Source organism: Amycolatopsis echigonensis, assembly GCF_002846615.1.
Taxonomy (GTDB): domain Bacteria; phylum Actinomycetota; class Actinomycetes; order Mycobacteriales; family Pseudonocardiaceae; genus Amycolatopsis; species Amycolatopsis echigonensis.
Genome location: NZ_PJMY01000003.1, coordinates 4,372,105 through 4,397,472, shown reverse-complemented (window position 1 = coordinate 4,397,472; position 25,368 = coordinate 4,372,105). Strand labels below are relative to the sequence as shown.

Sequence of the window (25,368 nt, the reverse complement as noted above, 5' to 3'; positions counted from 1 at the left end):
GCTCAGGCCCACTGCCGGTGGGCCATGAGCCACGCGTGCGCGCGCTTGTACACCTTTTTGAGCCCGGAGCGCTCGCCGAGATAGTCGCCCGCCGCGCCGACCACCGGCAGCATCCCGAGTGCCCGGTGGATCCACCGGCCGCGCGGGCGCTTCTCGAGTTCGCCGGTGATCCCCCACAGCGACTTGCCGAGGTGCCAGAGCGTCCGCGCGACGGCTTTCGCCGTGACCTTGCCGTGCTTGCGGTGGGATTCGTCGAGTTCCTCGGTGAGCCGCGCGGTCTCACTGTCCTCTGCGGACTTCGCGGACTTGTCGTGGCCGGCTCCCGCCGCGAGGTCGGCGTCGATGTCTCGTTCGAACAGCACCGAGGCGATCAGCCGGACGCGGCTGCCGACGTCGGTCACGCCGTACTCCCCCGCGATCGCGCACAGCACCAGTCCCTGCGACGCGGCGCCGAGGGTGTCCTGCACCGGCAGCCGGTCGGCGAGCGCGCCGCCGAGTCCGGGGATCGACGTCAGCAACGAGGTGAGCCTGCCGACGCGATTGACCCACCAGCTCGCGCGCTGGTCGATGTCCATCGCCGCCCACCCCGCGGTGCCCGGCACCTTCACCGTCGTCAGCGCGTGGAGCATCTTCTTCTTGAAGCCGGCGTCGGCGAATTCGTCCTCGCCGCGCCGGGCACGCGCCTGCAAGCCGAACGGGTCCGCCTCGCGCAACGCGTCGAGCATCGGGGCGCAGGCGCGGACGAACGGGCGCAGAATCGCCACGACCTGACGGTCCGAAATGGCCTCAGCCACTCATCCCTCCCTTCGCCGCGGCCCGGCCGAGCCCGCCGCCGAGGACGAGCGCGGCGGGCAGCGCGCTCGCGCCGAGCAGAAGCAGCGCACGCCAGTCCTGGACGAGCACGACGTCGCCGCCCGGGCCGAACAGACCGACGCCGAACACGACGAGTACCCACACCAGCAACGGCACGAACGACAGCCCCGGCCGCACGAGCTTCCCCGCGGTCAGCACGAGCCACGGCGTGGTGACCGCCCCGACCACCGCGGTGATCGGCAACGGCACCTCCCCGAGCGGGCCGACCCGGAGCGGGAGGAAGAACAGTTCGAGCAGTGCCAGCACGACCGCGTCGAGCGCCAGCAGCACCAGCATCAGCCACTGGTCGCGGGTGAGCGGGGCGGACACGGTCACCACCCGCCGAAGAGATCGGTCTCGGCGCCGCTGCCGTCGCCGTGGGCGAGCACGAAGTACTCGGCCGACGGGATCGGCTGCGCGATGCTGTTGGTCAGCGCGAAGTGCGGAACCGCGCCGTCGACCACGGTCAGCTGGGTTTCGTGCGCGCGCAGAGCCGCCAGCTTCGCCTGCCGGTGCGCGGAGATGTCGACCACAGTGGTGATCTTGCCGTCCGGAGTGGACGGAAGCTCGCCGTCGGCGGCCACCCGGAACGGTGATGTCCCGTCGGCGCGCAGTTCGGCGAGCCCGACGGTGAGCGCGGCCTCGGACTGGACCACGTGGAAGACCCGCTCGACCGACGGGGCGTCCGGAGCCGCCGCCATGGTGATCTCGTGCGCGCGGATGTGGTCGGGATGGCCGTAGCCGCCGAAGGAGTCATAGGTGACGACGACCTGCGGGCCGAAATCGTCGATGAGTTCGCGCAGCTGAGCGGTCTGCTCCGCGGCCGAACCGCCGGTGAATGCGCGCGGATGCCCGGCGGCGGGCGTGCCCGCCATGCCCGAGTCGCGCCACCGGCCGATGCCGCCGAGGTACTCGTGCCGGGTCAGGCCGAGCGCGGCGGCCGCGGCGGCCATTTCCCCCGACCGGTACCCGCCGAGCTGGTCGGCCTCGGCCGCGACGAGCAGCGCGAGCCTCGGCGGGACGATTTCGCCCTCTTCGCCGAGCGTGCAGGTCACGACGCACACCTCGGCGCCTTCGGCCGCGTAACGCGCGATGGTCCCGCCGGTGGCGATGCTTTCGTCGTCCGGGTGCGCGTGGACCAGGAGCAGCTTCCGCTTCACGCCCTCAGGTTAGTGACCGCCGGGTCCGCGCCCGGGAGGCCGACCCCCGGCGCGGCGTTCCGGAACCGGAAAACCGCAGCGTGCACGGGAAAATGCATTGGCATCCCACAAAGTCGGATCAGCGTCCCGGCCCGTGGGCGTTCCCGTTCGCGGAACGTTCCGCGGTTCGGAATACGGAGGCGAGGACGCAAGATGCTCGGAACACCCACCGGGATCCGCCGCCGTTGCGGGCGTCCGCGCCCGTGCCCGGCGGCGGGCGCATTGTTTCGCTTCACGAGATCGGACCATTTTCTTGTCACTTCGGGTTCGTCGCGGCCGCGCGACTGCTCCATTAGCTGGGGCACCGCATACGGAACGGGGCGGTTATTGTCCGCCGGGCCGGCCGGCCCACGGGACTGAACTGCCACCCGAACCGGTCGCGATTTCTCGTGATCAACTACTAACCGTAGTCGATCAAGTGCGGAAACCACGATGCAACCAGGGGGCACGAGATATCTGTTCCGCAACGATCTCACTGAGAGTGTCCGGATCGATAGGTTTGGCGTCTGTCCAATGCCTAAGTTTCACGGCTACGGTGAGCAACGCGATACAGATCGGTGCTTGCGCGTCAGGAAGAGCCGCCTCGCAAACCCGCGAAGGCGTCGAGCAAGGAGAATGAATGTTAGTGACGACTAGGTCGCGCGCCGCGAAACTCGGCGCGTTCGTCGCGGGCGCGGCCCTTCTGCTCTCCGCATGCGGTGGTGGCGGAGGCGGCAACAGCGCGGTGCAGACCGGGCAGGCATTCGCCGACTGCGACAAGAACCCGAACACGTGCAACTCGGCCCCGGCCGATCAGCTTCAGCAGGGCGGCGACGTCACCTACGCCATCGAGAAGAACGTCCCGAACTGGAACGTCATCTCGGCCGAGGGCAACGTCTTCGAAACCGGCGAGGTCACCAAGGGCCTCCTGCCCTACACCTTCTACGCGACGCCGGACCTCAAGCCGGTCCTGAACAAGGACTTCGTCGATTCGGCCGAGGTCACCAGCACCAGCCCGCAGACGGTGGTCTACAAGCTCAACCCGAAGGCCGTGTGGTCGGACGGCACGCCGTTCTCCGCCGACGACTTCATCTACAACTACAAGGTCCAGAACGGCAAGGACTGCCCCGACTGCGCCGCGGCCAGCTCCGCGGGCTACGACCAGGTCAAGTCCGTCACCGGCTCCGACGGCGGCAAGACCGTCACGGTCGTGTTCGACAAGCCGTTCACCGACTGGAAGCTGCTCTGGAGCTCCGGCGGCGCGATGTACCCGGCGCACCTGGCCAAGCAGCACGGCGACATCAACACCCCGGCCGGCCTCGCGCAGTCGTTCAAGTGGTTCGGCACGACCGTCCCGACCTGGTCCGGCGGCCCGTGGAAGATCTCGAAGTTCGTCAACAACCAGTCGATCACCGAGGTCCCGAACGAGAAGTACTGGGGCGCGAAGCCGAAGCTGAACAGCGTCATCTTCCGCGTCATCACCGACGCGACGCAGGAGCCGACCGCACTGCAGAACAACGAGGTGCAGGTCATCTACCCGCAGCCGCAGGTCGACCTGATCAACCAGGTTAAGCAGATGCCGAACATCTCCTCGTTCATCGGCCTCGGCCTGACCTGGGAGCACTTCGACTTCAACCTGAAGAACCCGGCGCTGTCCCAGAAGCCGCTGCGCCAGGCGCTGTTCACCGCGATCAACCGCAAGGACATGATCGCCAAGACCGTCGGCCAGTTCACCAACAAGGTCGAACCGCTCAACAACCACAACTTCGTGCCGCAGCAGACCGGCTACAAGGACACGGTGAGCTCGACCGGCCAGGGTTCCGGTGACATCGAGAAGGCCAAGAAGATCCTGACCGACGCGGGTTACAAGCTGAACAACAACCAGCTGTCCGACCCGAGCGGCAAGCCGATCCCCGAGCTGCGCATCCGCTACACCGTCGGCAACCAGATCCGGCAGAACGAATGCGAGCTGTTCGCGCAGACCGCGGCCCAGCTGGGCGTCAAGGTGAAGGTCCAGTCCACCGACGACCTCGGCCAGACCACCACCAGCGGCGACTACGACGTCATCGTGTTCGCCTGGGTCGCCTCGCCGTTCCCCTTCGGCGGCGCCATCCAGAACTGGGGCACCGGGCAGGGCAACAACTACGGCAAGTACAGCAACCCGCAGGTCGACAGCCTGATGGCGCAGGCCAACGCCGAGACCGACCAGACCAAGGCGGCGGACCTGCTCAACCAGGCCGACCAGATCATGTCGAGCGACGCGTACGTGCTTCCGCTGTACCAGAAGCCGACCTTCATCGCGTCGTCGGACAAGATCGCGAACATCCGCAACAACTCGACCCTCGACGGGCCGGTGTACAACATGGCGGAGTGGGGCATCCGGAAGTGATCAACGACCGGTAGATTCCCGCAGGACACCCGGTGAAGGGCCGGCCGCGAAGCCGGCCCTTCACCGTATCCGCCAGCTAGTGCCCCTTTAGTTCCCGAACACCACGATTGCCCCGTTACGTCGCCAAGGCCCTGCCACCACGAGCGGCGGGCGCCGGCAGAACACCGTCCAGAGCAGGAAGACCTCCATGCTTGCCTTCGCACTGCGCCGGCTTTTCGTCTCGGTGCCGATCCTCATCGTGTCGACGTTCGTCGTCTTCGTGATGGTGTCGCTTTCGGCCAACCCGTTGACCCCGCTGATCGCGAGAAACCCGCCGCCGCCCCCTCGCACCATCGAACTCGAACGCATCCGGCTGCATCTCGACCAGCCGATTCTCGAGCGGTACTGGCACTGGATCACCGGCGTGCTGCACGGTGATTTCGGCCCCTCGGTCCAGTCCACCATGAACATCGGCAGCGAGGTGTTCGGCCGGTTCGGCGTGACGCTGCGGCTGATCGTGCTCGCCATGGTGGTGGCGCTGATCCTCGCCGTGCTGATCGGCGTGATCAGCGCGTCGCGGCAGTACTCCAAGTTCGACTACACCGCGACCTTCTTCGGCTTCCTCTTCCTGTCGATGCCGTCGTTCTGGTTCGCGCTGGTGCTGAAGCAGATCGGCATCTCGATCAACACGACGGTCGGCGACCAGGTCTTCTACACGATCGGTTCCTCGTCGGTGGTCGCCGCGGGCGGGTTCTGGACCCAGTTCGGCGACGTGCTCGGCCACCTGATCCTGCCGACCATCTCGCTCGCGCTGACCAGTTACGCGGCCTGGAGCCGCTACCAGCGCGCGTCGATGCTCGAAGTGCTCAACAGCGATTACGTCCGCCTCGCGAGGGCCAAGGGCCTGCCGCGCTGGACGGTGACGCGCAAGCACGCGCTGCGCAACGCGCTGATCCCGCTGACCACGGTGACCGCACTCGACATCGGCTCGATCCTCGGCGGCGCCGTGGTGACCGAAACCGTGTTCCAATGGCAGGGTGCGGGCGCTTTCCTGCTGGACGCGATCAAGCGCAGCGACGTGTACGCGGTGGAGGCGTGGCTGCTCATCGCGGCCACGTTCATCATCCTGCTCAACCTGATCGCCGACCTGCTCTACGGCCTGCTCGACCCGAGGATCCGCTATGCCTAACGACGTATTCGACACCCCGCCCACCACCCTGGGCGGCGATCGGTTCGCTCCGGACGACCCGCAGACCCCGCAGGGCGCGCCGGAACGCGAGTTCACGGTCAAGGAACGCAGCCAGTCGCAGCTGGTGTTCCGGCGGTTCCTGCAGCACCGGCTCGCGATGATCAGCCTCGTCGTGTTCGTGCTGATCATCCTGTTCGCCTACGTCGGCGCGGCGATCTGGAAGTACAACGCGGCCGACATCACCGAGCAGAACTCGGCCCCGCCCTCGGGCGACCACCCGTTCGGCACCGACGCGGTCGGCCACGACACCCTCGCGCAGGTGATGCGCGGGACGCAGATCTCTCTGCAGATCTCGATCCTCGTGGCGATCTTCGCGACCGTCGTGGGCACTGTCTGGGGCGCGGTCGCCGGGTACTACCGCGGCTGGCTCGACACGATCCTGATGCGCATCGCCGACCTCGTGCTCACGCTGCCGCTGCTCGCGGTGGCCGCGGTCCTGGGCCACCAGTCCGGCGGCACGTGGTGGCTGATCGCGGTCGTCATCGGCGGCCTCTACTGGGCGTATGTGTCCCGAGTGGCGCGCGGTGTCGTGCTTTCCTTGCGCGAGAAGGAGTTCATCGAGGCGTCGAAGGCGCTCGGCGCGAGCGACAGCCGGATCATCTTCCGGCACCTGGTGCCCAACGCGCTCGGCGCGATCATCGTCAACCTGACGATCCTCGTGTCGATCGCCATCCTGCTCGAGACGGCGCTGTCGTTCCTCGGCTTCGGCGTGCAGCCGCCGGACACCTCGCTCGGGCTGCTCGTGAGCAGCGCGCAGACCGCGATCGACACGCGGCCGTGGCTGTTCTACTTCCCGGGCATTTTCATCATCCTGATCGCACTGACGATCAACTTCATCGGGGACGGCCTGCGGGACGCGTTCGACCCCCAGCAGACGAAGGTGCGCGCATGACCCAGAACGGCTCGCAAGGACGCGGCGGCGATCCCGTCCTCGTCGTTGAGGACCTGACCGTGCAGTTCCCGACCGGCGACGGCGTGGTCAGCGCCGTGCGCGGCGTGAACTACGAGCTTCGCCGCGGCGAGGTGCTCGGCATCGTCGGCGAATCCGGCTCCGGCAAATCGGTGACCTCGCTCGCGGTGATGGGCCTGCTGCCGAAGACCGCGAGGGTGACCGGCTCGATCCGGTTCGGCGGGAAAGACCTGCTGAAGTCGAACGAGAAGGAACTGAACAAGGTCCGCGGCAGGGGCATCGCGATGGTCTTCCAGGACCCGATGACCTCGCTGAACCCGGTGTACACGGTGGGCGACCAGATCGCCGAGGCGATCACCGCGCACCACGACGTGCGCAAGGACGTCGCGAAGAAGCAGGCCGTCGAACTGCTCGACCTGGTCCGCATCCCGAACCCGAAGCAGCGCGCGGACGAGTACCCGCACCAGCTGTCCGGCGGCATGCGCCAGCGGGTGGTGATCGCGATCGCGATGGCCAACAACCCGGACGTGATCATCGCGGACGAGCCGACCACCGCGCTCGACGTGACCGTGCAGGCGCAGATCCTCGAGGCGCTGCAGGCCGCGCAGAAGGAAACCGGCGCGGCGATGGTGCTGATCACGCACGACCTCGGCGTGATCGCCGGCCAGGCCGACCGGGTGCACGTGATGTACGCGGGCAAGGTCGTCGAGTCCGGCACGGTCGACGACATCTTCTACAACCCGCGGATGCCGTACACGCTGGGCCTGCTCGGCAGCCTTCCGCGGCTGGACGTGAAGACCGACCGGCTCACGCCGATCACCGGTTCGCCGCCCGCCACGCAGAACATGCCGCCGGGCTGCCCGTTCAGCCCGCGCTGCCCGCTGTCGCAGCCGATTTGCGACGAGGAGGAGCCCGCGCTGGTCGCGGGCCCGAACGGCCAGCACGCGGCCTGCCACTTCACCGAGCAGGTCGTCGGGAAGAACCCGGCCGAGCTGTTCAGCGCCACCTCGGCCGACGCGGCAGCCGTCCCGGTCGCCGTGGACGCCGTCGCGACCGACACGGAGACGAACCGATGAGCGAGGCCACGGCGGGAAAGACGCCCGTCCTCTCCGCGCAGAACCTGGTCAAGCACTTCCCGATCCGCGGCGGCGGCCTGATCCGCCGCATCTCGGGCGCGGTGCAGGCGGTGTCGGACGTGTCGTTCGACATCTACCCGCACGAGACGCTGGCACTGGTCGGCGAGTCCGGGTGCGGCAAGTCGACCACCGCCCGGGTGGCGCTGGCCCTGCAGCCGCTCACCGGCGGCAAGGTGACCTACGAGGGCAAAGACCTCGCGACGATGGGCAAGCGCGAACTGCAGCGGCTGCGGCGCAGCATGCAGATCGTGTTCCAGGACCCGTACGCCTCGGTCGACCCGCGGCTGCCGGTGAACGAGATCATCGCCGAACCGCTGCGCATCCACGGGCTGTACGAGAACGGCGGCAAACAACAGGTCCGCGACCTGATGAAGACCGTCGGCCTGCGCCCGGAGCACGGCAACCGGTTCCCGCACGAGTTCTCCGGCGGGCAGCGGCAGCGCATCGGCATCGCCCGCGCGCTCGCGCTGAAGCCGAAGGTGCTGGTGCTGGACGAGCCGGTGTCCGCGCTGGACGTCTCGATCCAGGCCGGTGTGCTCAACCTGCTGAAGGACCTGCAGGCGGAGCTCGGGCTGTCGTACCTGTTCGTGTCGCACGACCTTTCGGTGGTGCGCCACGTGGCGGACCGGATCGCGGTGATGTACCTCGGCAAGATCGTGGAGACCGCGCCGTCGGAGGAGCTGTTCCAGACTCCGGCGCATCCGTACACGCAGGCGCTGATTTCGGCGATCCCGGTGCCGGATCCGCGCAAGGAGCGGACGCGGCAGCGGATCGTGATCACCGGTGACGTGCCCAGCCCGGCCAACCCGCCGTCCGGCTGCCGGTTCCGCACCCGGTGCCCGAAGTTCGCCAACGAGCTGGACGACGCCGGTCGCGAGAAGTGCAAGACGGAGGAGCCGGCCTTGATCGACCGCGGGCACGCGCACCCGGTGGCGTGCCACTTCGCGGAAAGCCTGCAGCTGATCTGACGCGGCGACGAAAGGGGCCTCGCACTTGTCCGTGCGGGGCCCCTTTCGCATGTCCGGCCGGTTCGGCAGGGCTTGCCCCTAATCGGGGGCACTTAATGCGGCGTTGAGGGTTTTCTCCGTGGTGCGCGGGCGGTCGTCCTCGCAGGCCCGGTGCGCTGGCTGTGGCGAACGAGCCCGGCGGCCGGGAGCGGGTTGGGGAGCGGAGCCGCACGGCCTGTCTCGCCACAGCCGGTGCTCCGCATCGCCCTCGGCAAGCATCGCGACAGCGAACCCATCGCGCGCCGCGCTACTGAGAACACCTGATTGCAGGCCCGATCAGGTGGCGCCGCGGGTCCAGTTCACGGCGGAGCCGAACGGGCCCTGCATCGGCGGCCCCGGCGTCAGGCCGGAGATTCCCTTGCCGATGGCCAAAGTCTCGGCTTCCTGGAACAACGGGATCACGACGTTCTGGGACCACAGCTGCGGTTCCAGCGTCTTGAGCGAGTCGGTGACGGAGCCGGTGAGCGCGGAGTCGATCGTCGCTTGCAGGCCGTGGTCGCACAGGCCCGCGGGATTGGCTGGTATCACGGGCTTTGTCTTGTCGACGGGCGCGGCCTCGGGGGCGCAGCCGTAGTTGGACGCCAGGACCGTCGCCGGGTCGCCGTCGACAGGTTGGCCCACGACGGCGATGTCGACTCCGACGGTGCTGTTCGAGTCCGGGCTCGCCTGCTGTTTTCCGTTCACCACCGGCATGGCCAGCAGGGACGAGAACAGGTCGCGCGGCTGCGGTGTGATCTGGTTGACCTCGATGCCGCCCGCGACCAGCTCCGACGCCAGTTCCTTCGCGATCGACGCGTACGGTTCCTGTTCGCCGGGCGACGCGAGCACGATCGACAGCGTCTCGTTTCCCTTGCGCCACACGCCGGCTTCCTTTTTGTACCCGGCGGCGGTGAAGTATTGCTCGGCCTTCGCCAGGTCCGGCGCGGCGGGCGGGCCAGCCGGAATGGTGGCCGCGTAACCCTTTGCCGAAGGCGGCAGGACCTGCGCGTCCGCTTTCAGCGTCGCGGACGGGCCGCCCTTCGCCCCGGCGGTGATCAGCTTTCCGCGGTCCAGCAGTGCGGCGATTCCCGCGCGGACTTGGGGATCGGAAAGCGTCGCGCTCACGGGACGCAGCAGCACCGACGCGGTCAACGGACGCGGCAGCGTATGCAGTTTGACCGCGGAGCCCAGGTCGTTCAGCAGCTGCAGGCCGGTGGAATCGGTGTGGGTCAAGGAGAACTGGTCGTTGCCGCTGCGCAGGGCCGTCGCGATGCCGGACGCGTCGGAGCGGCGGAGGATCAAGGTGTCGACTGCGGCCGGCTTTTCCCAGTAGCGGTCGTTGCGCTGGAGGGTCGCTTCACCGCGAGCGGTGTCGATCGTTTTGATCGCGAACGGTCCGGCGACCGCGGGGAAGCTCGTCGCGAGGGCGTTCGTCCAGCCGCCGGGCGAGTCCTTGAGCAGGTGTTGCGGCAGCAGATTGTCGAACAGCGTCTGCCACGCCGGATACGGCTTGCTGAAGGTGACCTCGACGCCCTTGCCGCCGTCGCGGGATTCGATGTCCGAGATCAGCCGGTACCCGGCCGGTTCGATCACGCCGGGGTTCGTCTTCATCGCGTTGGCGAGGTAGATGAAGTCCTCGGTGGCGATCGGAGCGCCGTCGGACCATGAGGCGTCCGGGCGGATCACGTACTTCACCGTGAACGGCACCTGCGACACGACGTCGGCGGAGACCATCAGCGTCTTGTCGAGGGTGCGCGTGCCGTCGTCGGACTGCCGGAACACCGAGGGAAGCAGGAGCTGCGACAGCGCCGTGGTGATCGTCGACGCGTCCGCGATGCTGTGCGGGTTGTAGCCGCCGACGACGTCGTCCACGCCGACCACGATCTGCGACTGCGCCGCCGCGCTGGTCGTGCTCGAAGGCGGGGCCGACGTGACCACCGGGGGCGGCGGGGTGTTCGAACACGCGGCGAGCAGCACCCCCGCCAGCGCCAGCACCGGCCCCAGCCGGCGTCCGAATCGCACGCTCGTCCTCCTGAAAGTTCCCGCCGCGCTCCGTGGTCCGAGCGGACATGCTGCCATGCCAGGGCGGGGGCCGACATCGAGATTCCCACATCGGCCTTCACTCCGTGACATCGGAGTGGATACCGCCATAAGAGTGGACGCGCGAAGGGCCGTCGGGGTTCACGCGAAAGGGCGCCTCCCGGGAATGGGAGGCGCCCTTTTTCACCTGAGCGAGGTTCAGCTGTTGTTGTCGCGGCTCTTGGCCCGCGAGCGCTCCTTGGCGCGGGTGTTGATGTCGAGCGTGACCTTGCGGACCCGCACGACCTCCGGCGCGACCTCGACGCATTCGTCGCTCGCGCAGAACTCCAGCGCCTCTTCCAGGCTGAGCTTGCGCGGGCGGGCCAGCGTCTCCATCACGTCGGCGGACGACTGCCGCATGTTGGTCAGCTTCTTTTCCTTGGTGATGTTGATGTCGAGGTCCTCGAACCGCGGGTTCTCGCCCACGACCATGCCCTCGTACACCTCCGCGCCGGGCTCGACGAAGAACGTGCCGCGGTCGGCGAGCTGGATCATCGCGTACGCGGTGATCGGGCCCGAACGGTCGGCGACCAGGGAGCCGCTGTGCCGGGTGCGGATCTCGCCCGCCCACGGGAAGTAGCCCTCGAACACGTGGTTCGCGATGCCGGTGCCGCGGGTTTCGGTGAGGAAGTCGGTGCGGAAGCCGATGAGGCCGCGCGACGGCAGCACGTAGACCAGCTTGATCCGGCCGGTGCCATTGCCGCTCATGTCCTCCATGCGGCCCTTGCGGGACGCGAGCAGCTGCGTGATCGCGCCGAGGTGCTCCTCGGGCGAGTCGATGTACAGCCGCTCGAACGGCTCGTGCAGCTTGCCGTCGATCGTGCGGAGCACCACCTGCGGCTTGCCGACGGTCAGCTCGAAGCCCTCGCGGCGCATCTGCTCGACCAGGATGGCCAGCGCCAGCTCGCCGCGGCCCTGCACCTCCCAGGTGTCCGGGCGCTCGGTGGGCAGGACGCGGATCGAGACGTTGCCGATCAGCTCCTGGTCGAGGCGGGCCTTGACCAGCCGCGCGGTGACCTTGTCGCCGCCGTTGCGTCCGGCCAGCGGCGAGGTGTTGACGCCGATGGTCATCGAGATGGCGGGCTCGTCCACGGTGATCCGCGGCAGCGCGACCGGGTTCTCCGGGTCGGCGAGGGTGTCGCCGATGGTGATGTCCGGGATGCCCGCGATCGCGACCAGTTCGCCCGCGCTGGCCTCGGACGCCGGGACGCGGGTGAGCGCCTCGGTGACGAGCAGCTCCGAGATCCGGACGTTCTGCACGGTGCCGTCCTCGCGCATCCAGGCCACGGTCTGGCCCTTGCGCAGCTTGCCGGCGTGGATGCGGATCAGCGCGATGCGGCCGAGGAAGTTCGACGCGTCGAGGTTGGTGACGAGCGCCTGCAGCGGGGCGTCCAGGTCCGCGGCCGGGGCCGGGACGTGCTGGAGCAGGGTCTCGAACAGCGGGTCGAGGTTTTCGCTGTCGGGAAGGCCGCCGTCCTCGGGCTGCTCCAGCGACGCCTTGCCGGCGCGCGCGGAGGCGTAGACGACGGGCAGGTCGAGGATCGCGTCGAGGTCGGCGTCCTCGATGTCGCCCGCCAGGTCGAGCAGCAGGTCGTGGGTCTCCTCGACGACCTCGGAGATCCGCGCGTCCGGCCGGTCGACCTTGTTGACGAGCAGGATGACCGGCAGCTTCGCCTCGAGCGTCTTGCGCAGCACGAAGCGGGTCTGCGGCAGCGGGCCCTCGCTCGCGTCGACGAGCAGCACGACGCCGTCGACCATGGACAGGCCGCGCTCGACCTCGCCGCCGAAGTCGGCGTGGCCCGGGGTGTCGATCACGTTGATGGTGACCGTGCCGTCGGCGGTCTGGCGGTGGATGGAGGTGTTCTTCGCGAGAATGGTGATGCCCTTTTCCCGCTCGAGCTCACCGGAGTCCATCACGCGGTCGACCAGCTCGGCGCGTTCGGCGAAGGCGCCGGACTGGCGGAGCATGGCGTCGACCAGGGTCGTCTTGCCGTGGTCGACGTGGGCGACGATCGCGACGTTGCGCAGGTCGGGCCGGGTCTTGCCGGACGCGCGGCCGGTTTCGACCGCGGTGGCGCTGGCTGCGGGCACGCGAAGACTCCTGAACTCGAAAGAAGGCGGGTGGCGCCGCGCGGCGAAGAAGAGATCACGGGCTCCGGGCACAGAGACCGGCTCTCGCTGACCGGCTTTGGCCACACGCGGACTTCATCAGGATACCTGCTCGGTCGGTGTGAGGAGCGCCACGCCCCATGATCGGTTAGGCTCACCTAACCTTATGGGTACTGCTGGCCGCCGGTTTGAGGAGCGCGCGATGGGCAAGAAGCACGCGGACGACCCTCGGGCTGTGGTGCGGAAGCTGATGAAGGCCGGGAAGGTCAAGAAGAAGTGCTGCCGGTCCAAGGACCGGTGCAAGAAGTGTCCGGTTTTGGCTTTGAAGAAGGCCAAGGCTGGGGTGGCTAAGGCTGCTTGAGTCGGGGTTTCGGCTCGTCGCCCTGAGGGCGACATTGCTGTCGGTTCGTGTGCGTGGGGCAGCCCGAAGCTGGATTGTGCTGACGGTCTGGGGGTGCTTGTCAAGGCGGGAAAGATGCCTTGACAAGCACCCCCAGACCGCAGAGGAGGCTTCGTATCGGGGTGCGGGGGAGGGTGTGGGTGCACCGATGGTTGGCGGGCGTCGGTGGCGGTTTGGTCGTGCGGGTGCGCGGGTTGGGTGCTTGGTTGCGCGGCTGCCGGGATAGCGCGCAATCCGGTCGTTTCCGGGGTGGGCGGGTGGTTCGTGAAGAGGCCCCTCCCGGTCCGCGCTACTTGTCCAGGAGTTCGTTCACCAGGTTCAGTTCCGGGGCGGTCCGGGTGGGCTGGAAGTGGATGATTTCGTAGGTGGCCAGCTTGCCGATCGCGAAGGGGTCGGTGGCCAGGATCGCGTCCAGCTGGGCGCGTTCCATCGGGCGGGTGATCAGTACGCCGCCGGTGCGGGGCCGTTGGCCTCCGGAGGCCAGGAAATGGCCGTCTTCGTACTGCTTCGTGAGCCACTCGTTGTGGGCCGGGAGGGCGCGGTCGATTTCCTCTAGCGGAACGATGTACGTGAGCACGACGACGAACATGGTTCGAACCGTAGCCTGGTGCTAGGCTCGCCGCATGCGTTTCCAGAGCACTCAGTGGTGGCCGCCTCGTGGCGGCCCCGTAGCTCTGCGCTGAAAAATCCAGCGAAGGCCGCCCCGGTGGGCGGCTTTTTTCGTGCCTGCTCCCGGGGTCAGAACATCCAGGGAGAGGAAACCCGATGGTCCAGTTGTCCGGCATCACGCCGTCCGGTCACGTTCAGCTCGGCAACCACCTCGGCGCGTTGCGTCGCTGGGCGGCTGAAGGCGGGCCGGACGATCTGTATTTCGTGTCTGACCTGCATGCGATGACCACCGCGCACAATCCGGCGAAGTTGCGGTCGCTGGCGACCGAACAGCTGGCCGTCCTGGTCGCCGCGGGGATCGCGCCGGAGCGGGTGTTCGTGCAGTCCGATCTCGCGCGGGAGCTCGGGGCGCTGACCTGGGTGCTGGAGTGCACCTGCTCCTACGGCGAGGCCGCGCGGATGATCCAGTTCAAGGAGAAATCCAAGGGACAGGCCGGTGTTCGGCTCAGTCTGCTCACCTATCCGGTCCTGATGGCGGCCGACATTCTGCTGCAGGGCGCGGACGAGGTGCCGGTCGGCGAGGATCAGCGGCAGCACGTCGAGTTGGCGCGCACGCTTGCCCGGCGGTTCAACTCCACGTACGGCGAGGTGTTCGTCGTTCCGGAGGCGACGTTGCCGCCTGCTGGTGCGCGGGTGAAGGACCTGGCTGAGCCGACGCGGAAGATGTCCAAGTCCGCGCAGGATTCCGCGGGGGTCGTGTTCGTGCTCGACGAGCCGGACCAGATTCGGCGCAAGATTCGCAAGGCGCGCACGGACGGCGATTCCGCACCCGCGTACGACCCGGAAAACCGGCCGGGGATTTCGAATTTGCTGGAGATCCTGGCCGCTTGCGTGGGCGGCGAACCTGCGGAGCTGGCCGAGAAGTACCCGTCGTACGGCGTGCTCAAGGACGCTGTCGCTGACGCGGTGATCGAGGAGTTGCGTCCGGTGCGAGAGGGCACGCGTGCGTTGCTGGACGACGTCGCCGAGTTGGAGCGGGTTCGCAAGGCGGGTGCGGAACGGGCGATCGATCGCAGCTCGCACCGGGTGTCGGCGGCGCTGCGGATGGTCGGGGCTGCTTGAAGAGCCTCGTGAGTGCTGGTTCTACTGGGAATCAGCACTCACGAGGGCGTGCAGTGCGGGCAGCAGGTCCCGGTCCGCCGGGAGCCAGTCCAGATCGTCCAGTTCGTCTTCTCCGACCCAGCGCAGTGCGGTGTGTTCGACCGCGCGCGGTTCGTCTCCAGGAGACAGCAGCGCGGCGGAGTACACGCGCAGCACTTTTCCGCCCGGCAGCGGGATTTCCGGGCCGACCCGGTCGCCGACGGTGACCACGACGTCCAGTTCCTCGTGGCATTCCCGAGCCAGCGCGAAGGCCTCGGTCTCGCCCTCCTCGACGCGCCCGCCCGGCAGTTCCCACTGTCCCGCGTGATGCGGCGGCCAAGCCCGCTGCTGGGCAAGAAGCTTGCCGTCGCGCACCAGTGCCGCCCCGACGATGACCGCGTCCATGCGCTCAGTCTCCCCCACCGGATTCACCGGTCCGCGCCCGCCCGCCAGGTGACCTCGAACCGCGCGCCGCCGTCCGGCGATTCGCCGACGCGCACCTGACCGCCTCGGCGGCGCACTGTTTCGGCGACCATCGCCAGGCCCAGCCCGGTTCCGCCGGACGAGCGCGCCCGGTCGTCGGACACCCGGTAGAACCGGTCGAACACCTTGCTCCGGTGCTCGGGCGCGATGCCCGGGCCGTCGTCGTCCACCACGACCCGCACCTTCGAACGCGAAGCCAGCACGGACACCACGATCTGCCCGGACGCGTACCGGCAGGCATTGCGCAGCAGGTTGTCCAGCACCAGTTCGACCTCCTGGTGCGCTGCCGACGCCCAGGCCTGAGCCACCGCACTGCTCACCCGCGTGTCCGGCGTCCCGGGCGGCAGCCGCCGCACCGCCGCGCGGACCTCGGACACCACCTCGACCGGTTCCGCGGGCGGCACCTCGCCCGCGTCGGAACGAGCGAGCGCGAGTAAACCGTCGAGCAGCCCGGACAGCCGCTCCGACTCCTCGAGGATGTCCGAGAGCGTTTCCTGCGCCAGCTCCGGATCGGGGTTTGTCACGGCCACCTCGGCCTGCACCCGGATCGACGCGACCGGCGAGCGCAGCTCGTGCGCCGCGTCGCCGGTGAACCGGCGCAGCCGCTGGCTGACCTCTTCCTGGCGTTCGAGCAGCGCGTTGAATTCCTCGGCCAGCGCGCGCATTTCGTCGTGCGACGTCGGCAGCGGCAGCCGCGAGCCCGGCGGCAACGCACGCACCAGCCCGCGCATCCGCGCCACCGGCCGCAGCGCGAGCCGGACGACCAACCAGGTCGCCAGCCCCGCGACCAGCGCTCCGACCAGCGCGACCACGACCAGCCACAACCCGCCGTAATGCACCGCGGCGGCGAAGCCGACCAGCCCGGCCCCGGCGACGACCAGCCGCTGGCTCCCGTTCGGCGTGCTGACCACCTGGCCGCGCCAGCGCGATCCGTCGGACTGCACCGGCAAACCCGCCTTGAGCTGCGAGACGTCGTGCTCGCTCAGCTTCGGCCGGGCCTGCCCGTCCGCCGGATCACCCGAGATGTCCAGCACCCGCACCGAAACCGGGTCCGCCGAGGTCAGCGGTGTCCCGGCGGAGACCGCTCGAGTAGCCGGGCCGAGCGCGGCGATCAGTTCCTTGTCGACCGAATCAGTGAGCAGCGGGTCGAGCTTGTTCGCCGCCAGTGCGGCGAGGCCCAGCAGGCAGCCGAGGGTGATCGCCGCGGCCAGCACGGTGATCCGGACCTGAAGCGAACGGCGGCTCCACCACGACGACGGCGAGCCGGTCACATGACCTCGTCAAGCTGGTCGTCGGAGGCGAGATAGCCGTGCCCGCGCACCGTCCGCAGAATCGAACCCGCGCCGACCGCGTCGAGCTTGCGCCGCACGTAACCCACGTACACCTCAACGAGATTCCGCGTGACAGCCTGCTCCTCGCCCCACACCGCGCGCAGCAATTCGTCCTTCGTCACGACCGTCCCCGCGCGGCCGACGAGCACCTCCAGCAAGCCGAATTCGCGCGGGCTCAACGGCACTTCCTGACCGTCCCAGCGCACCTGCCGCAGCGCCCGGTCGACCTCCAGCGCACCGAGTTTCAGCGCGCCGCGCGAGGCGTCCGGCCCGACGCGCCGCAGCACCGCCCGCACCTGCGCGACCAGCACGACGAACGAGAACGGCTTCACGAGGTAACCGTCCGCGCCGAGGTCGAGGCCGTCGGCCTGGTCGATCTCGCCGTCCTTCGCCGACACCAGCAGCACCGGCGTGGCCACGTTCTCCGCGCGCAAGCGTTCCAGCACGCGATAGCCGGACAAGCCGGGCAGCATGATGTCCAGCAGCACGACGTCGAACGATCCGGTGCGCGCGAGCTGCAGCCCGGTCGGCCCGTCCGCGGCGGTGACCACGTCCATGTCCTCCGCGCGCAGGCCGCGTTGCAGCGCCTTGCGCACGCCAGGTTCGTCGTCGACCACCAGCACCCGAGGTTTCACGATCCTCATCATGGCCGGTTTGTGCAGTTGACGCGCGTACTCTCAGTGCCATCTCAGCTGAACGGGCCGACCATTCAGGGGTATCTCAGCCTCGGCAGGGGAACGTCTGCACCGGGAGCCGGGCCCACCAAAGCCCGGGAACACAGGGAGAGACGAGATGGATCCGAAGAAGAAGGCCATCACCGCGGCCGTCGTCGGCACCGCGCTCGGCGTGGGCGGGCTGGTTGTCGTGGCGATGCCTGCCTCGGCGGGGGACGCGCCGAAGCTGCCGCAGGTCAGCGCGGAGGACTTGGTCCAGTCGGTGGCCACCGCGAAACCAGTGCCGTTCGACGGCACGGTCACGGTGAGCAACGACCTCGGCCTGCCGAAGATGGCGACGGGCGCGATCCCGGGGGCGAGCGCGCTGGGCGTCGACTCGGCGCAGGTGTTCAGCGACGGCGCCGGCAAGACGAAGGTGTCGCTCACCAAGGGGCAGGCGCAGGAAACGATCATCCACAACGGCAACACCGTGTGGGACTACGACTCCAAGACCAACAGCGCGACCAAGACCACGGTCCCGGCGGACGTCGCGACCAAGCACAAGGCGGCCGAGGGCGCTGAGGGCAAGGGCGCCGACCCGTCCACCGCGGCCAAGGAACTGCTCGCCAAGGTGCGCGAGAGCAGCAACGTCGCGGTCGACGGCACGGCCACGGTCGCCGACCGGCCGGCCTACGAGCTGGTCCTGACGCCGAAGCCGTCCGAACGCACGCTGCTGCGCGAGATCCGCGTCGCGATCGACTCGCAGACCCGGATGCCGCTGCGGCTTTCGGTCTTGAGCAACGGAACCACCTCCCCGGCGCTGGAGCTGGCGTTCAGCAAGATCGAGTTCGCCGACCAGTCGCCCGACCTGTTCGCCTTCACCCCGCCCAAGGGCGCGAAGGTGACCGAGAAGCAGGCCAAGATCGACGAGCGCGACAAGGCGCTCGCGAACGAGGCCAAGCAGGCCACCAAGGTCGTCGGCGACGGCTGGGACACCGTCGTCACCGGCAAGGTGCCCGCGGACCTGATGAAGCAGAAGCAGGCGCAGGGCGAGCAAAAGGGCCCTGACGTGCAGAAGATGCTGAGCCGGTTCGCCAAGCGGGTCAACGGCCCGTGGGGCAGCGGCTACCTCTTCACCACGAAGGTGGGCGGCGCGGTCCTGACCGACGACGGCCGGTTCGCCGCCGGCGCGGTCCCGGAGCAGGTTCTCTACGAAGCGCTGGGCGCCAAGTGACCAGCACCGCGGTCGAAACCGGGGCGGGCATCTCGGACGAGGTGCCCGCCCCGGCGGTCCCGCTGGCCGCGCGCACCCGGGGGGTGCGCAAGGTCTACCGCAGCACGGTCGCGGTGGACCACGTGGACCTGGACGTGCCCGAGGGCGCCGTGCTCGGCATGCTCGGGCCCAACGGTTCGGGCAAGACGACGACGATCCGGATGCTGCTCGGGCTCGTCCGCCCGACCGCCGGCGAGGTCGAATTGCTCGGGCACACCATGCCCGAGGAGTCCGCGCACGCACTGCCGGACGTCGGCGCGCTGGTCGAGGGGCCGGGCTTCCACCCGTTCCTGTCCGGACGCGACAACCTGCTGCGGTTCGCCGCCGCCGAACCGCGGCTGGCGTCGTCCGCGATCCCCGGCGCGGTCGACGCCGCGCTGGACCGCGTCGGGCTGACGGCCGCCGCGCGCCGCCGGTACAAGGGCTATTCGCTCGGCATGAAGCAGCGGCTCGGATTGGCGAGCGCACTGCTGGTGCCGCGCCGGATGGTCGTGCTCGACGAACCCACCAACGGTCTGGATCCGGCGGGTACCAGGGAGATCCGCCGTATCATCGCCGATCTGCACGCTGACGGCGTGACCGTGGTGGTTTCCTCGCATCTGCTGGCCGAGGTCGAAGCGACCTGCACGCACGTGGCGGTGTTGCAGTCCGGCACGGTGGTCGCTCAGGGCGAGCTGGCGGATCTGCTGGAGTCCGGGAACGCCGCGCTGCTGGTGCGCACGCCGGACGCCGAGCAGGCGGTGGAAGTGTTGCGGGAGAACCGGATCGGGGCCCGGCTCACTCCGGACGGCGTCCGTGCCGACCTCACCGCGACGCCCGCGCCGCGAGTGCTGCAGGTGCTCGTGCAATCGGGGGTCGAGGTGCACGAGGCGACCCGGGCGCGGACGGGGCTGGAGGACCTGTTCGCGCGGCTGACCGAAGGGGAATCGGCGGCTGGCGACGAAGCCGAGGGGGATCAGTCATGACTGCCACCGACGTACTTATTCCCGGGGAGGCGAAATGACTGCCGCGGCTGTTGCGGTGCCGGTGAGCCGGACCGGGCACGACACGGTGCCGGTGACCCGGCTGATCGCCGCGGAACTGCGCTGGATCTTCCGCAGGCCGCGCACGCTCGCGGTGCTGGGGCTGCTGGCGCTGGTGCCGATCGTGATCGGGATCGGCCTCACGCTGGTCGGGCAGAACACCGGGAGCAACGCACCGGACGACAGCGGCGGCGCGCTGCTGGTGTCGGCGGTCAACAACGCGTTCGTGCTGCCGATCGCCGCGATGGTCATGACGCTGACGCTGCTGCTGCCGCTCGCTTCCGCGATGGCGGGAGCGGACGCGATCGCCGGTGAGGCCGCGCACGGCACGCTCCGCGGCTGGCTCATCGCGCCGGTCAGCCGGGGACGACTGCTGGCGGTCAAGGCGTTCGGCGTGGCGACGGTGTCCGTGGTCGCGGTGCTCGCGATGTGCGTGACCGGCGTGGCCACCGGGTTGATCATCAACGGCACGGATTCGCTGTTCACCCTGTCGGGCACCACGCTGTCGCTCGGCGAGGCGCTGCTGCGGATCCTGCTCGTCGGCGGCTGGATCGTGCTGCAGCTGTGGGCGGTCGGCGCGATCGCGCTGGCGGTGTCGAGCTGGACCGAGCATCCGATGCTCGTGGTCGCCTCGGTGCTGGCCGCGAACATCGTGTTCACCATCCTCGGCTTCCTCGACTCGCTGAAGTGGCTGCACCCGTTCCTGCTCACGCAAAACTGGACGCTGGCCCCGGCGTCGGTCCTGCAGGATCCGATGTCGCTGTCGATGATCGGCGAGGGCGCGGTCCGCGCGCTCTGCTACATCGTGGTCGGGCTATCGCTCGCCTACGGGCGCCTCGCCACCCGGGACGGCTGACCTGGGGGTTCAGCCCACCACGGCGATCCCGTCCGGATCCGGCTCGAGCCGGACGGGGTCGCCCGCCCGGAAGTCCGCTCCGGCCGGGGCGATCGCGTCCACAGTGGACTCGCCGCACCGGACGACCAGCCGCAAATGCTCCCGCCGGTGCACCGCCGCGGTCACTTCGCCTGGCACGCCCTCGGCGGAGACCTTCAAGCCGTGCGGGCGCAAGCCGAGCCGGACGGGGCCGTCGTCCACTTCCAGCTCAACGGTGCCCAGCTCGGTCCGCACCACGCCCTCGACCGCGGTGCCGTCCAGGAACGTAGTGACGCCGAGGAAGCGCGCCACGGTGTCGTCCACCGGCCTGTTCCACACCGACCGGACCGCGCCCTCCTGCCGGATTTCCCCGGCGTCGAGCACCGCCACGCGATCGGCGAGCGTGAACGCTTCCTCTTGATCGTGCGTCACCAGCAGCGCGGTGATCTTGCTGCGCCGCAACAGATCCGCCAGATCGATCGCCAGCTGCTCGCGCAGTCCAGCGTCCAATCCGGACAGTGGCTCGTCCAGCAGCAGCAAACGCGGTTCCGGAGCCAGCGCGCGAGCGAGCGCGACCCGCTGCGCCTGGCCGCCGGACAGTTCGGTCACCCGTCGCCGTTCGTATCCTTCCAAGCCGACCAGCTTCAGCAGTTCCTCGACGCGCGCCGCGTGCCGTTCGCGAGGCACGCCGTGCATCCGCAGACCGAACGCGATGTTCGCGGCAACGTCGCGGTGCGGAAACAGCTGTCCGTCCTGGAACACCAGACCGAATTCGCGCTTGTGCACCGGCACCGCGGCGAGATCGGCGCCGTCCCAGGACACCGAACCGGACGACACCGGCTCCAGCCCGGTGATCGCGCGCAGCAACGTCGACTTGCCCGACCCGGACGGGCCCAGCAACGCCAGCACCTCGCCGTCGGCGATGTCCAGCTTCGCGTCGCGGACCGCGGCGAACGATCCATAGTGGACAGTCAGGTCCCGTACCGTCAGTGCCATCAGAACTCCCCGACCGTACTGCGGCCGCGGACCGAACCGAACCGGTCGATCAGCGCCACCGCCGCCACAGTCACCACCATGAGCAGGGCGCACGAGGCGTACGCCATCTCGTTGTTCAGTTCCCCCGGCCGGCTGATCAGCGTCGCGACGGCCACCGGGAGCGTCGGCGCGTCCGGCCGGGCGAGGAAGCTGGTCGCGCCGAACTCGCCGAGCGCGACGACATACCCGAAGCCCGCCGCGGCCACCACCGACCGCGCGACCAGCGGGAAGTCGATCTCCCGCCACACTCGCAGCGGGCTCGCGCCGAGCGTCGCCGCGGCTTGGCGCAACCGGACGTCGACCGCGCGCAGCACCGGCAGGATCATCCGCACCGCCAGCGGCATGATCACCAGCGCTTGCGCGAACGGCACGAGCAGCGGCGACGTGCGCAGGTCGCCGGGCAGCGCGTCGAGCGTCACGAGATAACCGAAGCCGACGGTCACCGCGGAGACGCCCAACGGCAGCATCAACGCGATGTCCATGGTCTCGCCCATCCCGCGCGCGAGCCCGCCCGGCGAACGGCGAAGCGCCACGAGCACGACGCTGGCGACCAGCCCGACGGCCATCGCCAGGAGCGTCGCGTCGGTGGCCGCGGCGAGCGAATTCTGTGCCGCGATCCAGCCGGATACCTGCAGCGCGCCGTTCTGCCCGACGGTGTTCAGCGCCCGGTATCCGGCGAGACTCCATCCGTCCGAACCGGACACCGACTCGACGAGCAGCGAGACGATCGGCGTCAGCAGCAGACCGAGCACCACGACCGCGGCACCGACCGTCCACCACTCCCCGCCGCGCGGCCGACGTGCGGTCACCTGCGCGGACCGCAGCTTCACCGCGTTCTCCCGCTTCCGGCGCGCCATCGCCCCCAGCACCAGCGCGGCGACGACGGCCGCGAACTGGATCAACGACAACGCAGCCGCGCCGGAGAGGTCGAGCAGGTCGACCGTCCGGAGGTAAATCTCGGTTTCGAGCGTCCGGTAAGTCCCGCCGCCGAGGATCAACACCACACCGAAACTGGTGGCGCAGAACAAAAACACCACCGCGGCGGCAGACGCGACAGCCGGGCCGAGCGCGGGCAACGTCACCGACCGGAACGCCCGCCACGGCGAGGCACCGAGTGCCCGCGCGGCCTCGGTCGCTCGCGGATCGAGGTGCGTCCACAGCCCGGCGACCGTGCGCGCAACGACCGCGACGTTGAAAAACGCGTTGGCCAGGACGAGCGGCAGCACGCCGCCGTCCGGCCAGATCGCCCGGAAAGCCAGGCCGACGACGACGGTCGGCAGCACGAACGGCACCAGCACGATCGTCCGCGCCAATCCGACCCCGGGCAGCCGGACCCTCGCCAGCAGATACGCGACCGGCAGCCCGGCGAGCACCGCGACCACGGTCGACGCGGCCGCGCTGGCCAGCGTGAATCCGGCGAGCCGCCACGTCTGCGGGTCGCCGAGCACGGTGTCGACGCCGCCCGCGGAAAACCCCCGGCCGACGATCGCGACGACCGGCCAGGCGAAGAACACCACCAGGAACGCGACCGGCAGCAGGCCGAGCAGCGTGAGCCCGATAGTGCGCGCGGGGATCACGCGCCCATGAGCGAGCGCCATTCCCCGATCCACTTCTCCCGGCCTGCCTGCACCTTGTCCGCGGGCATGGTGGCCGGCGCCTGCGGCAGCGGAGCCGCGGTGGCCCAGCCGGCGGGCAGTTCGACGCCCTGGCGTGCCGGGTAGACGTACATGTTCGCCGCGACGGTGGTCTGGAACTGCTGCGACAACAGGAAGTCGACGACCTTCTGCGCCTGCGGGATCTGCTTGCTGTTAGTGAGCACCCCTGCGTACTCGACCTGGCGGAAACACGTGTCGAGCAGCGCCTTGGTCCGCGGCTTGCCGTCCTCGCCGACCTCCGCGGCCGGCGACGAGGCGTAGGACACGACGATCGGCCGCGGGCCCTTGCCCGACGAGCCGGAGAAGTCCTTGGTGTAGGCCTCCTCCCAGCCGCTGACGGTCTTGAGGCCGTTGTCCTTCAGCTTCTGCCAGTAGCCCTTCCAGCCGTCCTCGCCGTACTTCGCGACCGTGCCGAGCAGGAAGGCCAGCCCCGGCGACGCGGTGGCCGGGCTCTCCGCGACGGTCAGGTCCTTGTACTTGGGGTCGGCGAGGTCGTCGTAGCTCTTCGGCTCCGGGAGGCCCTTGCTCGCGAAGTACGCCGGGTCGATGTTCACGCAGACGTCGCCGAGGTCGACCGCCGACAGCCGGTGCTGCGGGTCCACGGAGTAGCGCTGCGGGCCGCGGTCGGCCTCGGGGCTCGTGTAGGGCTGGAAGACGCCCTCGTTGAGCGCACGCGAGGCGAAGGTGTTGTCGACGCCGTACGCGACGTCGCCGATCGGGCTGCCCTTGGTGAGGACGAGCTTGTTCGTGAGCGCGCCGGCGTCGCCGGATTTGAGGATCTTGAGCTTGATCCCGGACTGGCGCTGGAAGGCGTCGAGCACGTCCTGCGGGGCAGCGAACGAATCGTGCGTGACCAGCGTGACGGTCGGCGTCTGCTGGTCCGAGCTCGCGGACGACCCGCCGGAGTCGCCGCCGGACAGCGAGCAGGCGCTGGCGAGCACCGAGACCGTGGCGAGGCCCACCACCGTGCGGACGGTCCGCGACATCATTCTTCCCCTCCTGCACTGCGCCGGATAAGGGAGAGCGATACGGCCTCCCTACGCCGGCATGATCCGGATCCAGGTGCGAACGGTCGCGGGTTGACGGCCCGCCTCTCAGCCCGGCGTACCGGACTCCCGTGGCAATGCCGCAGCGTAGCCGACACCATGGAGGGATGACTCAGCTATTGAACGACTCGGCAGTGGAGAAGGCCCTCGGCACCGTTCCGGAGTGGCGGCGCGAGGGCGACACCATCGTGCGGACGACCGAACTCCCGTCCTTCCCGGCGGCGATCGAGGTGGTGGACCGGGTGGCCGAACTGGCCGAGGAGGCCGGCCACCATCCCGACATCGACATCCGCTGGCGCACCCTGACCTTCCGCCTCAGCACCCACTCCGAAGGCGGCCTGACCGAACGCGATTTCGCACTGGCCAAGCAGATCGACGAGGTCGTGGCGGCCCGCTGACCAGGTGTGACGTCGGCAACCCTGGCACCATGAACGGCCCCTTCGCGCGTCTTCCGAACAGACGCGACGAAAGGAGGCCAGCATGGTCCAGGCACTCGTGGTGGGAATGGGTTCGTTCGGCCTGATGGTGGCCGCCGCGGGCGGGGTGCTGTGGCACACCGCGCGCAACCGCCGTGACCTTGATCACAAGCGGTAACGGTGAGCTAGATCAAGGCGCTAACCCAGCGGTAATCATCGGCACTCGCCCCGCTAGGACCCGCCATGAACAGCACATCCGCCCAGCTCACCGCCGCACAGCGCACCTGGGTCGCGGTGTTCGCGCCCACCGTCGTCCTCCTGTCGATGGTGGTGCTCGGCCTGCTCGGCTGAGCCGTTACGGCAGCGGGAACATCCGGATGAACCAGAACATGGCGATCCCGATGATCCCGATCGCGATCGACGCGCAGCCGATCACCCCGGACCCGGTCGTCCCCTCGGGGACTGATTCGGCCGGGTTCTCGGGGTTCACCGCCACCTGAAGCGTCGCCCCTTCACGAGGCGAGCTGTCGGTTTCGGAAGCGCCGCGATCTTGCGCCGCCGGGC

24 protein-coding genes and 1 riboswitch are annotated in these 25,368 nt (G+C 69.2%); of the genes, 12 read left to right on the top strand and 12 right to left on the bottom strand.

All coding sequences use genetic code 11. From position 1 onward, the window contains the following. Positions 1 to 2: 2 nt before the first annotated feature. Genes ATK30_RS25925 through mshB form a run of 3 tightly spaced genes read right to left on the bottom strand, consistent with a single transcriptional unit; the run spans position 3 to position 2,012 of the window. On the bottom strand, positions 3 to 794 hold the full coding sequence (locus tag ATK30_RS25925) for a hypothetical protein (RefSeq protein ID WP_101437804.1): 792 nt from the start codon (positions 792 to 794) through the stop codon (positions 3 to 5). Continuing rightward, a complete protein-coding gene (locus ATK30_RS25920) occupies positions 787 to 1,188 on the bottom strand; it encodes a hypothetical protein (protein WP_101441079.1) in 402 nt (133 codons plus the stop codon). The genes ATK30_RS25925 and ATK30_RS25920 overlap by 8 nt, the downstream gene beginning before the upstream one ends. Beyond that, complete coding sequence (gene mshB, locus ATK30_RS25915) at positions 1,185 to 2,012, bottom strand: N-acetyl-1-D-myo-inositol-2-amino-2-deoxy-alpha-D-glucopyranoside deacetylase (protein WP_101437803.1); 828 nt, start codon at positions 2,010 to 2,012, stop codon at positions 1,185 to 1,187. Before mshB ends, ATK30_RS25920 begins: the two co-directional genes overlap by 4 nt. Positions 2,013 to 2,670: 658 nt before the next feature. Between mshB and ATK30_RS25910 the strand changes: the two genes are divergently transcribed. The 5 genes from ATK30_RS25910 (at position 2,671) to ATK30_RS25890 (ending at position 8,661) form a co-directional block, all read left to right on the top strand. Then, positions 2,671 to 4,419, top strand: coding sequence for an ABC transporter family substrate-binding protein (locus ATK30_RS25910; RefSeq protein ID WP_101437802.1), 1,749 nt, complete (start codon positions 2,671 to 2,673; stop codon positions 4,417 to 4,419). 187 nt (positions 4,420 to 4,606) lie between these two features. Then, on the top strand, positions 4,607 to 5,587 hold the full coding sequence (locus ATK30_RS25905) for an ABC transporter permease (RefSeq protein WP_101437801.1): 981 nt from the start codon (positions 4,607 to 4,609) through the stop codon (positions 5,585 to 5,587). Further along, on the top strand, positions 5,580 to 6,539 hold the full coding sequence (locus ATK30_RS25900) for an ABC transporter permease (RefSeq protein WP_244194728.1): 960 nt from the start codon (positions 5,580 to 5,582) through the stop codon (positions 6,537 to 6,539). Before ATK30_RS25905 ends, ATK30_RS25900 begins: the two co-directional genes overlap by 8 nt. After that, positions 6,536 to 7,633 carry an ABC transporter ATP-binding protein gene (locus ATK30_RS25895; RefSeq protein WP_101437800.1) on the top strand — a complete coding sequence of 366 codons (1,098 nt, stop codon included), beginning with the start codon at positions 6,536 to 6,538 and terminating at the stop codon, positions 7,631 to 7,633. Before ATK30_RS25900 ends, ATK30_RS25895 begins: the two co-directional genes overlap by 4 nt. Continuing rightward, complete coding sequence (locus ATK30_RS25890; RefSeq protein ID WP_101437799.1) at positions 7,630 to 8,661, top strand: ABC transporter ATP-binding protein; 1,032 nt, start codon at positions 7,630 to 7,632, stop codon at positions 8,659 to 8,661. The genes ATK30_RS25895 and ATK30_RS25890 overlap by 4 nt, the downstream gene beginning before the upstream one ends. Before the next feature lie 315 nt (positions 8,662 to 8,976). On the opposite strand, the gene ATK30_RS25885 is transcribed toward ATK30_RS25890, so the two are convergent. Together ATK30_RS25885 and typA are read right to left on the bottom strand one after the other, a co-directional pair. Beyond that, positions 8,977 to 10,674: an ABC transporter family substrate-binding protein gene (locus tag ATK30_RS25885; RefSeq protein ID WP_463672428.1), complete on the bottom strand. Its 1,698-nt coding sequence runs from the start codon at positions 10,672 to 10,674 to the stop codon at positions 8,977 to 8,979. 243 nt (positions 10,675 to 10,917) lie between these two features. Then, positions 10,918 to 12,849, bottom strand: coding sequence for a translational GTPase TypA (gene typA, locus ATK30_RS25880; protein ID WP_101437797.1), 1,932 nt, complete (start codon positions 12,847 to 12,849; stop codon positions 10,918 to 10,920). 220 nt (positions 12,850 to 13,069) lie between these two features. On the opposite strand from typA, the gene ATK30_RS45390 reads away from it, so the two are divergent. Further along, complete coding sequence (locus ATK30_RS45390; protein WP_167442008.1) at positions 13,070 to 13,228, top strand: hypothetical protein; 159 nt, start codon at positions 13,070 to 13,072, stop codon at positions 13,226 to 13,228. 328 nt (positions 13,229 to 13,556) lie between these two features. On the opposite strand, the gene ATK30_RS25875 is transcribed toward ATK30_RS45390, so the two are convergent. After that, a complete protein-coding gene (locus ATK30_RS25875) occupies positions 13,557 to 13,856 on the bottom strand; it encodes a YciI family protein (RefSeq protein ID WP_101437796.1) in 300 nt (99 codons plus the stop codon). A gap of 176 nt (positions 13,857 to 14,032) precedes the next feature. Between ATK30_RS25875 and trpS the strand changes: the two genes are divergently transcribed. Next, complete coding sequence (gene trpS, locus ATK30_RS25870) at positions 14,033 to 14,998, top strand: tryptophan--tRNA ligase (protein WP_101437795.1); 966 nt, start codon at positions 14,033 to 14,035, stop codon at positions 14,996 to 14,998. Positions 14,999 to 15,019: 21 nt separating this feature from the next. Here trpS and ATK30_RS25865 read toward each other — a convergent pair whose 3' ends face one another. From ATK30_RS25865 to ATK30_RS25855, 3 genes are read right to left on the bottom strand one after another with little or no spacing between them, the layout of a single operon-like run. Continuing rightward, positions 15,020 to 15,421 carry a (deoxy)nucleoside triphosphate pyrophosphohydrolase gene (locus tag ATK30_RS25865; RefSeq protein ID WP_101437794.1) on the bottom strand — a complete coding sequence of 134 codons (402 nt, stop codon included), beginning with the start codon at positions 15,419 to 15,421 and terminating at the stop codon, positions 15,020 to 15,022. 23 nt (positions 15,422 to 15,444) lie between these two features. Next, a complete protein-coding gene (locus tag ATK30_RS25860; RefSeq protein ID WP_101437793.1) occupies positions 15,445 to 16,770 on the bottom strand; it encodes a sensor histidine kinase in 1,326 nt (441 codons plus the stop codon). Next, positions 16,767 to 17,477 carry a response regulator transcription factor gene (locus tag ATK30_RS25855; protein WP_167442007.1) on the bottom strand — a complete coding sequence of 237 codons (711 nt, stop codon included), beginning with the start codon at positions 17,475 to 17,477 and terminating at the stop codon, positions 16,767 to 16,769. The genes ATK30_RS25860 and ATK30_RS25855 overlap by 4 nt, the downstream gene beginning before the upstream one ends. A gap of 145 nt (positions 17,478 to 17,622) precedes the next feature. Here ATK30_RS25855 and ATK30_RS25850 point away from each other — a divergent pair, with 145 nt between their 5' ends. The 3 genes from ATK30_RS25850 to ATK30_RS25840 are packed head-to-tail and all read left to right on the top strand — an operon-like array spanning position 17,623 to position 20,634. Then, positions 17,623 to 18,717 (top strand): LolA family protein, encoded by a 1,095-nt coding sequence (locus ATK30_RS25850; RefSeq protein ID WP_101437791.1) that lies wholly within the window; start codon positions 17,623 to 17,625, stop codon positions 18,715 to 18,717. After that, the gene (locus ATK30_RS25845) at positions 18,714 to 19,721 is read left to right on the top strand and encodes an ABC transporter ATP-binding protein (RefSeq protein WP_101437790.1); all 1,008 of its coding nucleotides are present in this window, start codon (positions 18,714 to 18,716) and stop codon (positions 19,719 to 19,721) included. The genes ATK30_RS25850 and ATK30_RS25845 overlap by 4 nt, the downstream gene beginning before the upstream one ends. A gap of 34 nt (positions 19,722 to 19,755) precedes the next feature. After that, positions 19,756 to 20,634 carry an ABC transporter permease gene (locus ATK30_RS25840; RefSeq protein WP_101437789.1) on the top strand — a complete coding sequence of 293 codons (879 nt, stop codon included), beginning with the start codon at positions 19,756 to 19,758 and terminating at the stop codon, positions 20,632 to 20,634. A gap of 9 nt (positions 20,635 to 20,643) precedes the next feature. Here ATK30_RS25840 and ATK30_RS25835 read toward each other — a convergent pair whose 3' ends face one another. Genes ATK30_RS25835 through ATK30_RS25825 form a run of 3 tightly spaced genes read right to left on the bottom strand, consistent with a single transcriptional unit; the run spans position 20,644 to position 24,328 of the window. After that, the gene (locus tag ATK30_RS25835; RefSeq protein ID WP_101437788.1) at positions 20,644 to 21,648 is read right to left on the bottom strand and encodes an ABC transporter ATP-binding protein; all 1,005 of its coding nucleotides are present in this window, start codon (positions 21,646 to 21,648) and stop codon (positions 20,644 to 20,646) included. After that, the gene (locus ATK30_RS25830; protein ID WP_244194727.1) at positions 21,648 to 23,285 is read right to left on the bottom strand and encodes an ABC transporter permease; all 1,638 of its coding nucleotides are present in this window, start codon (positions 23,283 to 23,285) and stop codon (positions 21,648 to 21,650) included. Before ATK30_RS25830 ends, ATK30_RS25835 begins: the two co-directional genes overlap by 1 nt. Then, positions 23,261 to 24,328 (bottom strand): thiamine ABC transporter substrate-binding protein, encoded by a 1,068-nt coding sequence (locus ATK30_RS25825; RefSeq protein ID WP_101441076.1) that lies wholly within the window; start codon positions 24,326 to 24,328, stop codon positions 23,261 to 23,263. Before ATK30_RS25825 ends, ATK30_RS25830 begins: the two co-directional genes overlap by 25 nt. A gap of 31 nt (positions 24,329 to 24,359) precedes the next feature. Further along, positions 24,360 to 24,471, bottom strand: a riboswitch (TPP riboswitch). A gap of 24 nt (positions 24,472 to 24,495) precedes the next feature. Here ATK30_RS25825 and ATK30_RS25820 point away from each other — a divergent pair. Then, positions 24,496 to 24,786, top strand: a complete 291-nt coding sequence (locus ATK30_RS25820; RefSeq protein ID WP_101437787.1) for a 4a-hydroxytetrahydrobiopterin dehydratase — start codon at positions 24,496 to 24,498, stop codon at positions 24,784 to 24,786. A 395-nt stretch (positions 24,787 to 25,181) separates the two neighbouring features. After that, positions 25,182 to 25,304: a hypothetical protein gene (locus ATK30_RS46930; RefSeq protein WP_279630019.1), complete on the top strand. Its 123-nt coding sequence runs from the start codon at positions 25,182 to 25,184 to the stop codon at positions 25,302 to 25,304. Positions 25,305 to 25,368: the final 64 nt, after the last annotated feature.

Bases quoted from the DNA above. Each gene is read 5' to 3' on its own strand.
- ATK30_RS25830 (WP_244194727.1), bottom strand. From the start codon at position 23,285: ATGGCGCTCGCTCATGGGCGCGTGATCCCCGCGCGCACTATCGGGCTC.
- ATK30_RS25820 (WP_101437787.1), top strand. From the start codon at position 24,496: ATGACTCAGCTATTGAACGACTCGGCAGTGGAGAAGGCCCTCGGCACC.
- ATK30_RS25850 (WP_101437791.1), top strand. From the start codon at position 17,623: ATGGATCCGAAGAAGAAGGCCATCACCGCGGCCGTCGTCGGCACCGCG.
- ATK30_RS25855 (WP_167442007.1), bottom strand. From the start codon at position 17,477: ATGATGAGGATCGTGAAACCTCGGGTGCTGGTGGTCGACGACGAACCT.
- ATK30_RS25905 (WP_101437801.1), top strand. From the start codon at position 4,607: ATGCTTGCCTTCGCACTGCGCCGGCTTTTCGTCTCGGTGCCGATCCTC.
- ATK30_RS25900 (WP_244194728.1), top strand. From the start codon at position 5,580: ATGCCTAACGACGTATTCGACACCCCGCCCACCACCCTGGGCGGCGAT.
- ATK30_RS25840 (WP_101437789.1), top strand. From the start codon at position 19,756: ATGACTGCCGCGGCTGTTGCGGTGCCGGTGAGCCGGACCGGGCACGAC.
- ATK30_RS25895 (WP_101437800.1), top strand. From the start codon at position 6,536: ATGACCCAGAACGGCTCGCAAGGACGCGGCGGCGATCCCGTCCTCGTC.
- ATK30_RS25865 (WP_101437794.1), bottom strand. From the start codon at position 15,421: ATGGACGCGGTCATCGTCGGGGCGGCACTGGTGCGCGACGGCAAGCTT.
- ATK30_RS25890 (WP_101437799.1), top strand. From the start codon at position 7,630: ATGAGCGAGGCCACGGCGGGAAAGACGCCCGTCCTCTCCGCGCAGAAC.
- ATK30_RS46930 (WP_279630019.1), top strand. From the start codon at position 25,182: ATGAACCAGAACATGGCGATCCCGATGATCCCGATCGCGATCGACGCG.
- ATK30_RS25825 (WP_101441076.1), bottom strand. From the start codon at position 24,328: ATGTCGCGGACCGTCCGCACGGTGGTGGGCCTCGCCACGGTCTCGGTG.
- ATK30_RS45390 (WP_167442008.1), top strand. From the start codon at position 13,070: ATGGGCAAGAAGCACGCGGACGACCCTCGGGCTGTGGTGCGGAAGCTG.
- ATK30_RS25910 (WP_101437802.1), top strand. From the start codon at position 2,671: ATGTTAGTGACGACTAGGTCGCGCGCCGCGAAACTCGGCGCGTTCGTC.
- ATK30_RS25835 (WP_101437788.1), bottom strand. From the start codon at position 21,648: ATGGCACTGACGGTACGGGACCTGACTGTCCACTATGGATCGTTCGCC.
- ATK30_RS25875 (WP_101437796.1), bottom strand. From the start codon at position 13,856: ATGTTCGTCGTCGTGCTCACGTACATCGTTCCGCTAGAGGAAATCGAC.
- trpS (WP_101437795.1), top strand. From the start codon at position 14,033: ATGGTCCAGTTGTCCGGCATCACGCCGTCCGGTCACGTTCAGCTCGGC.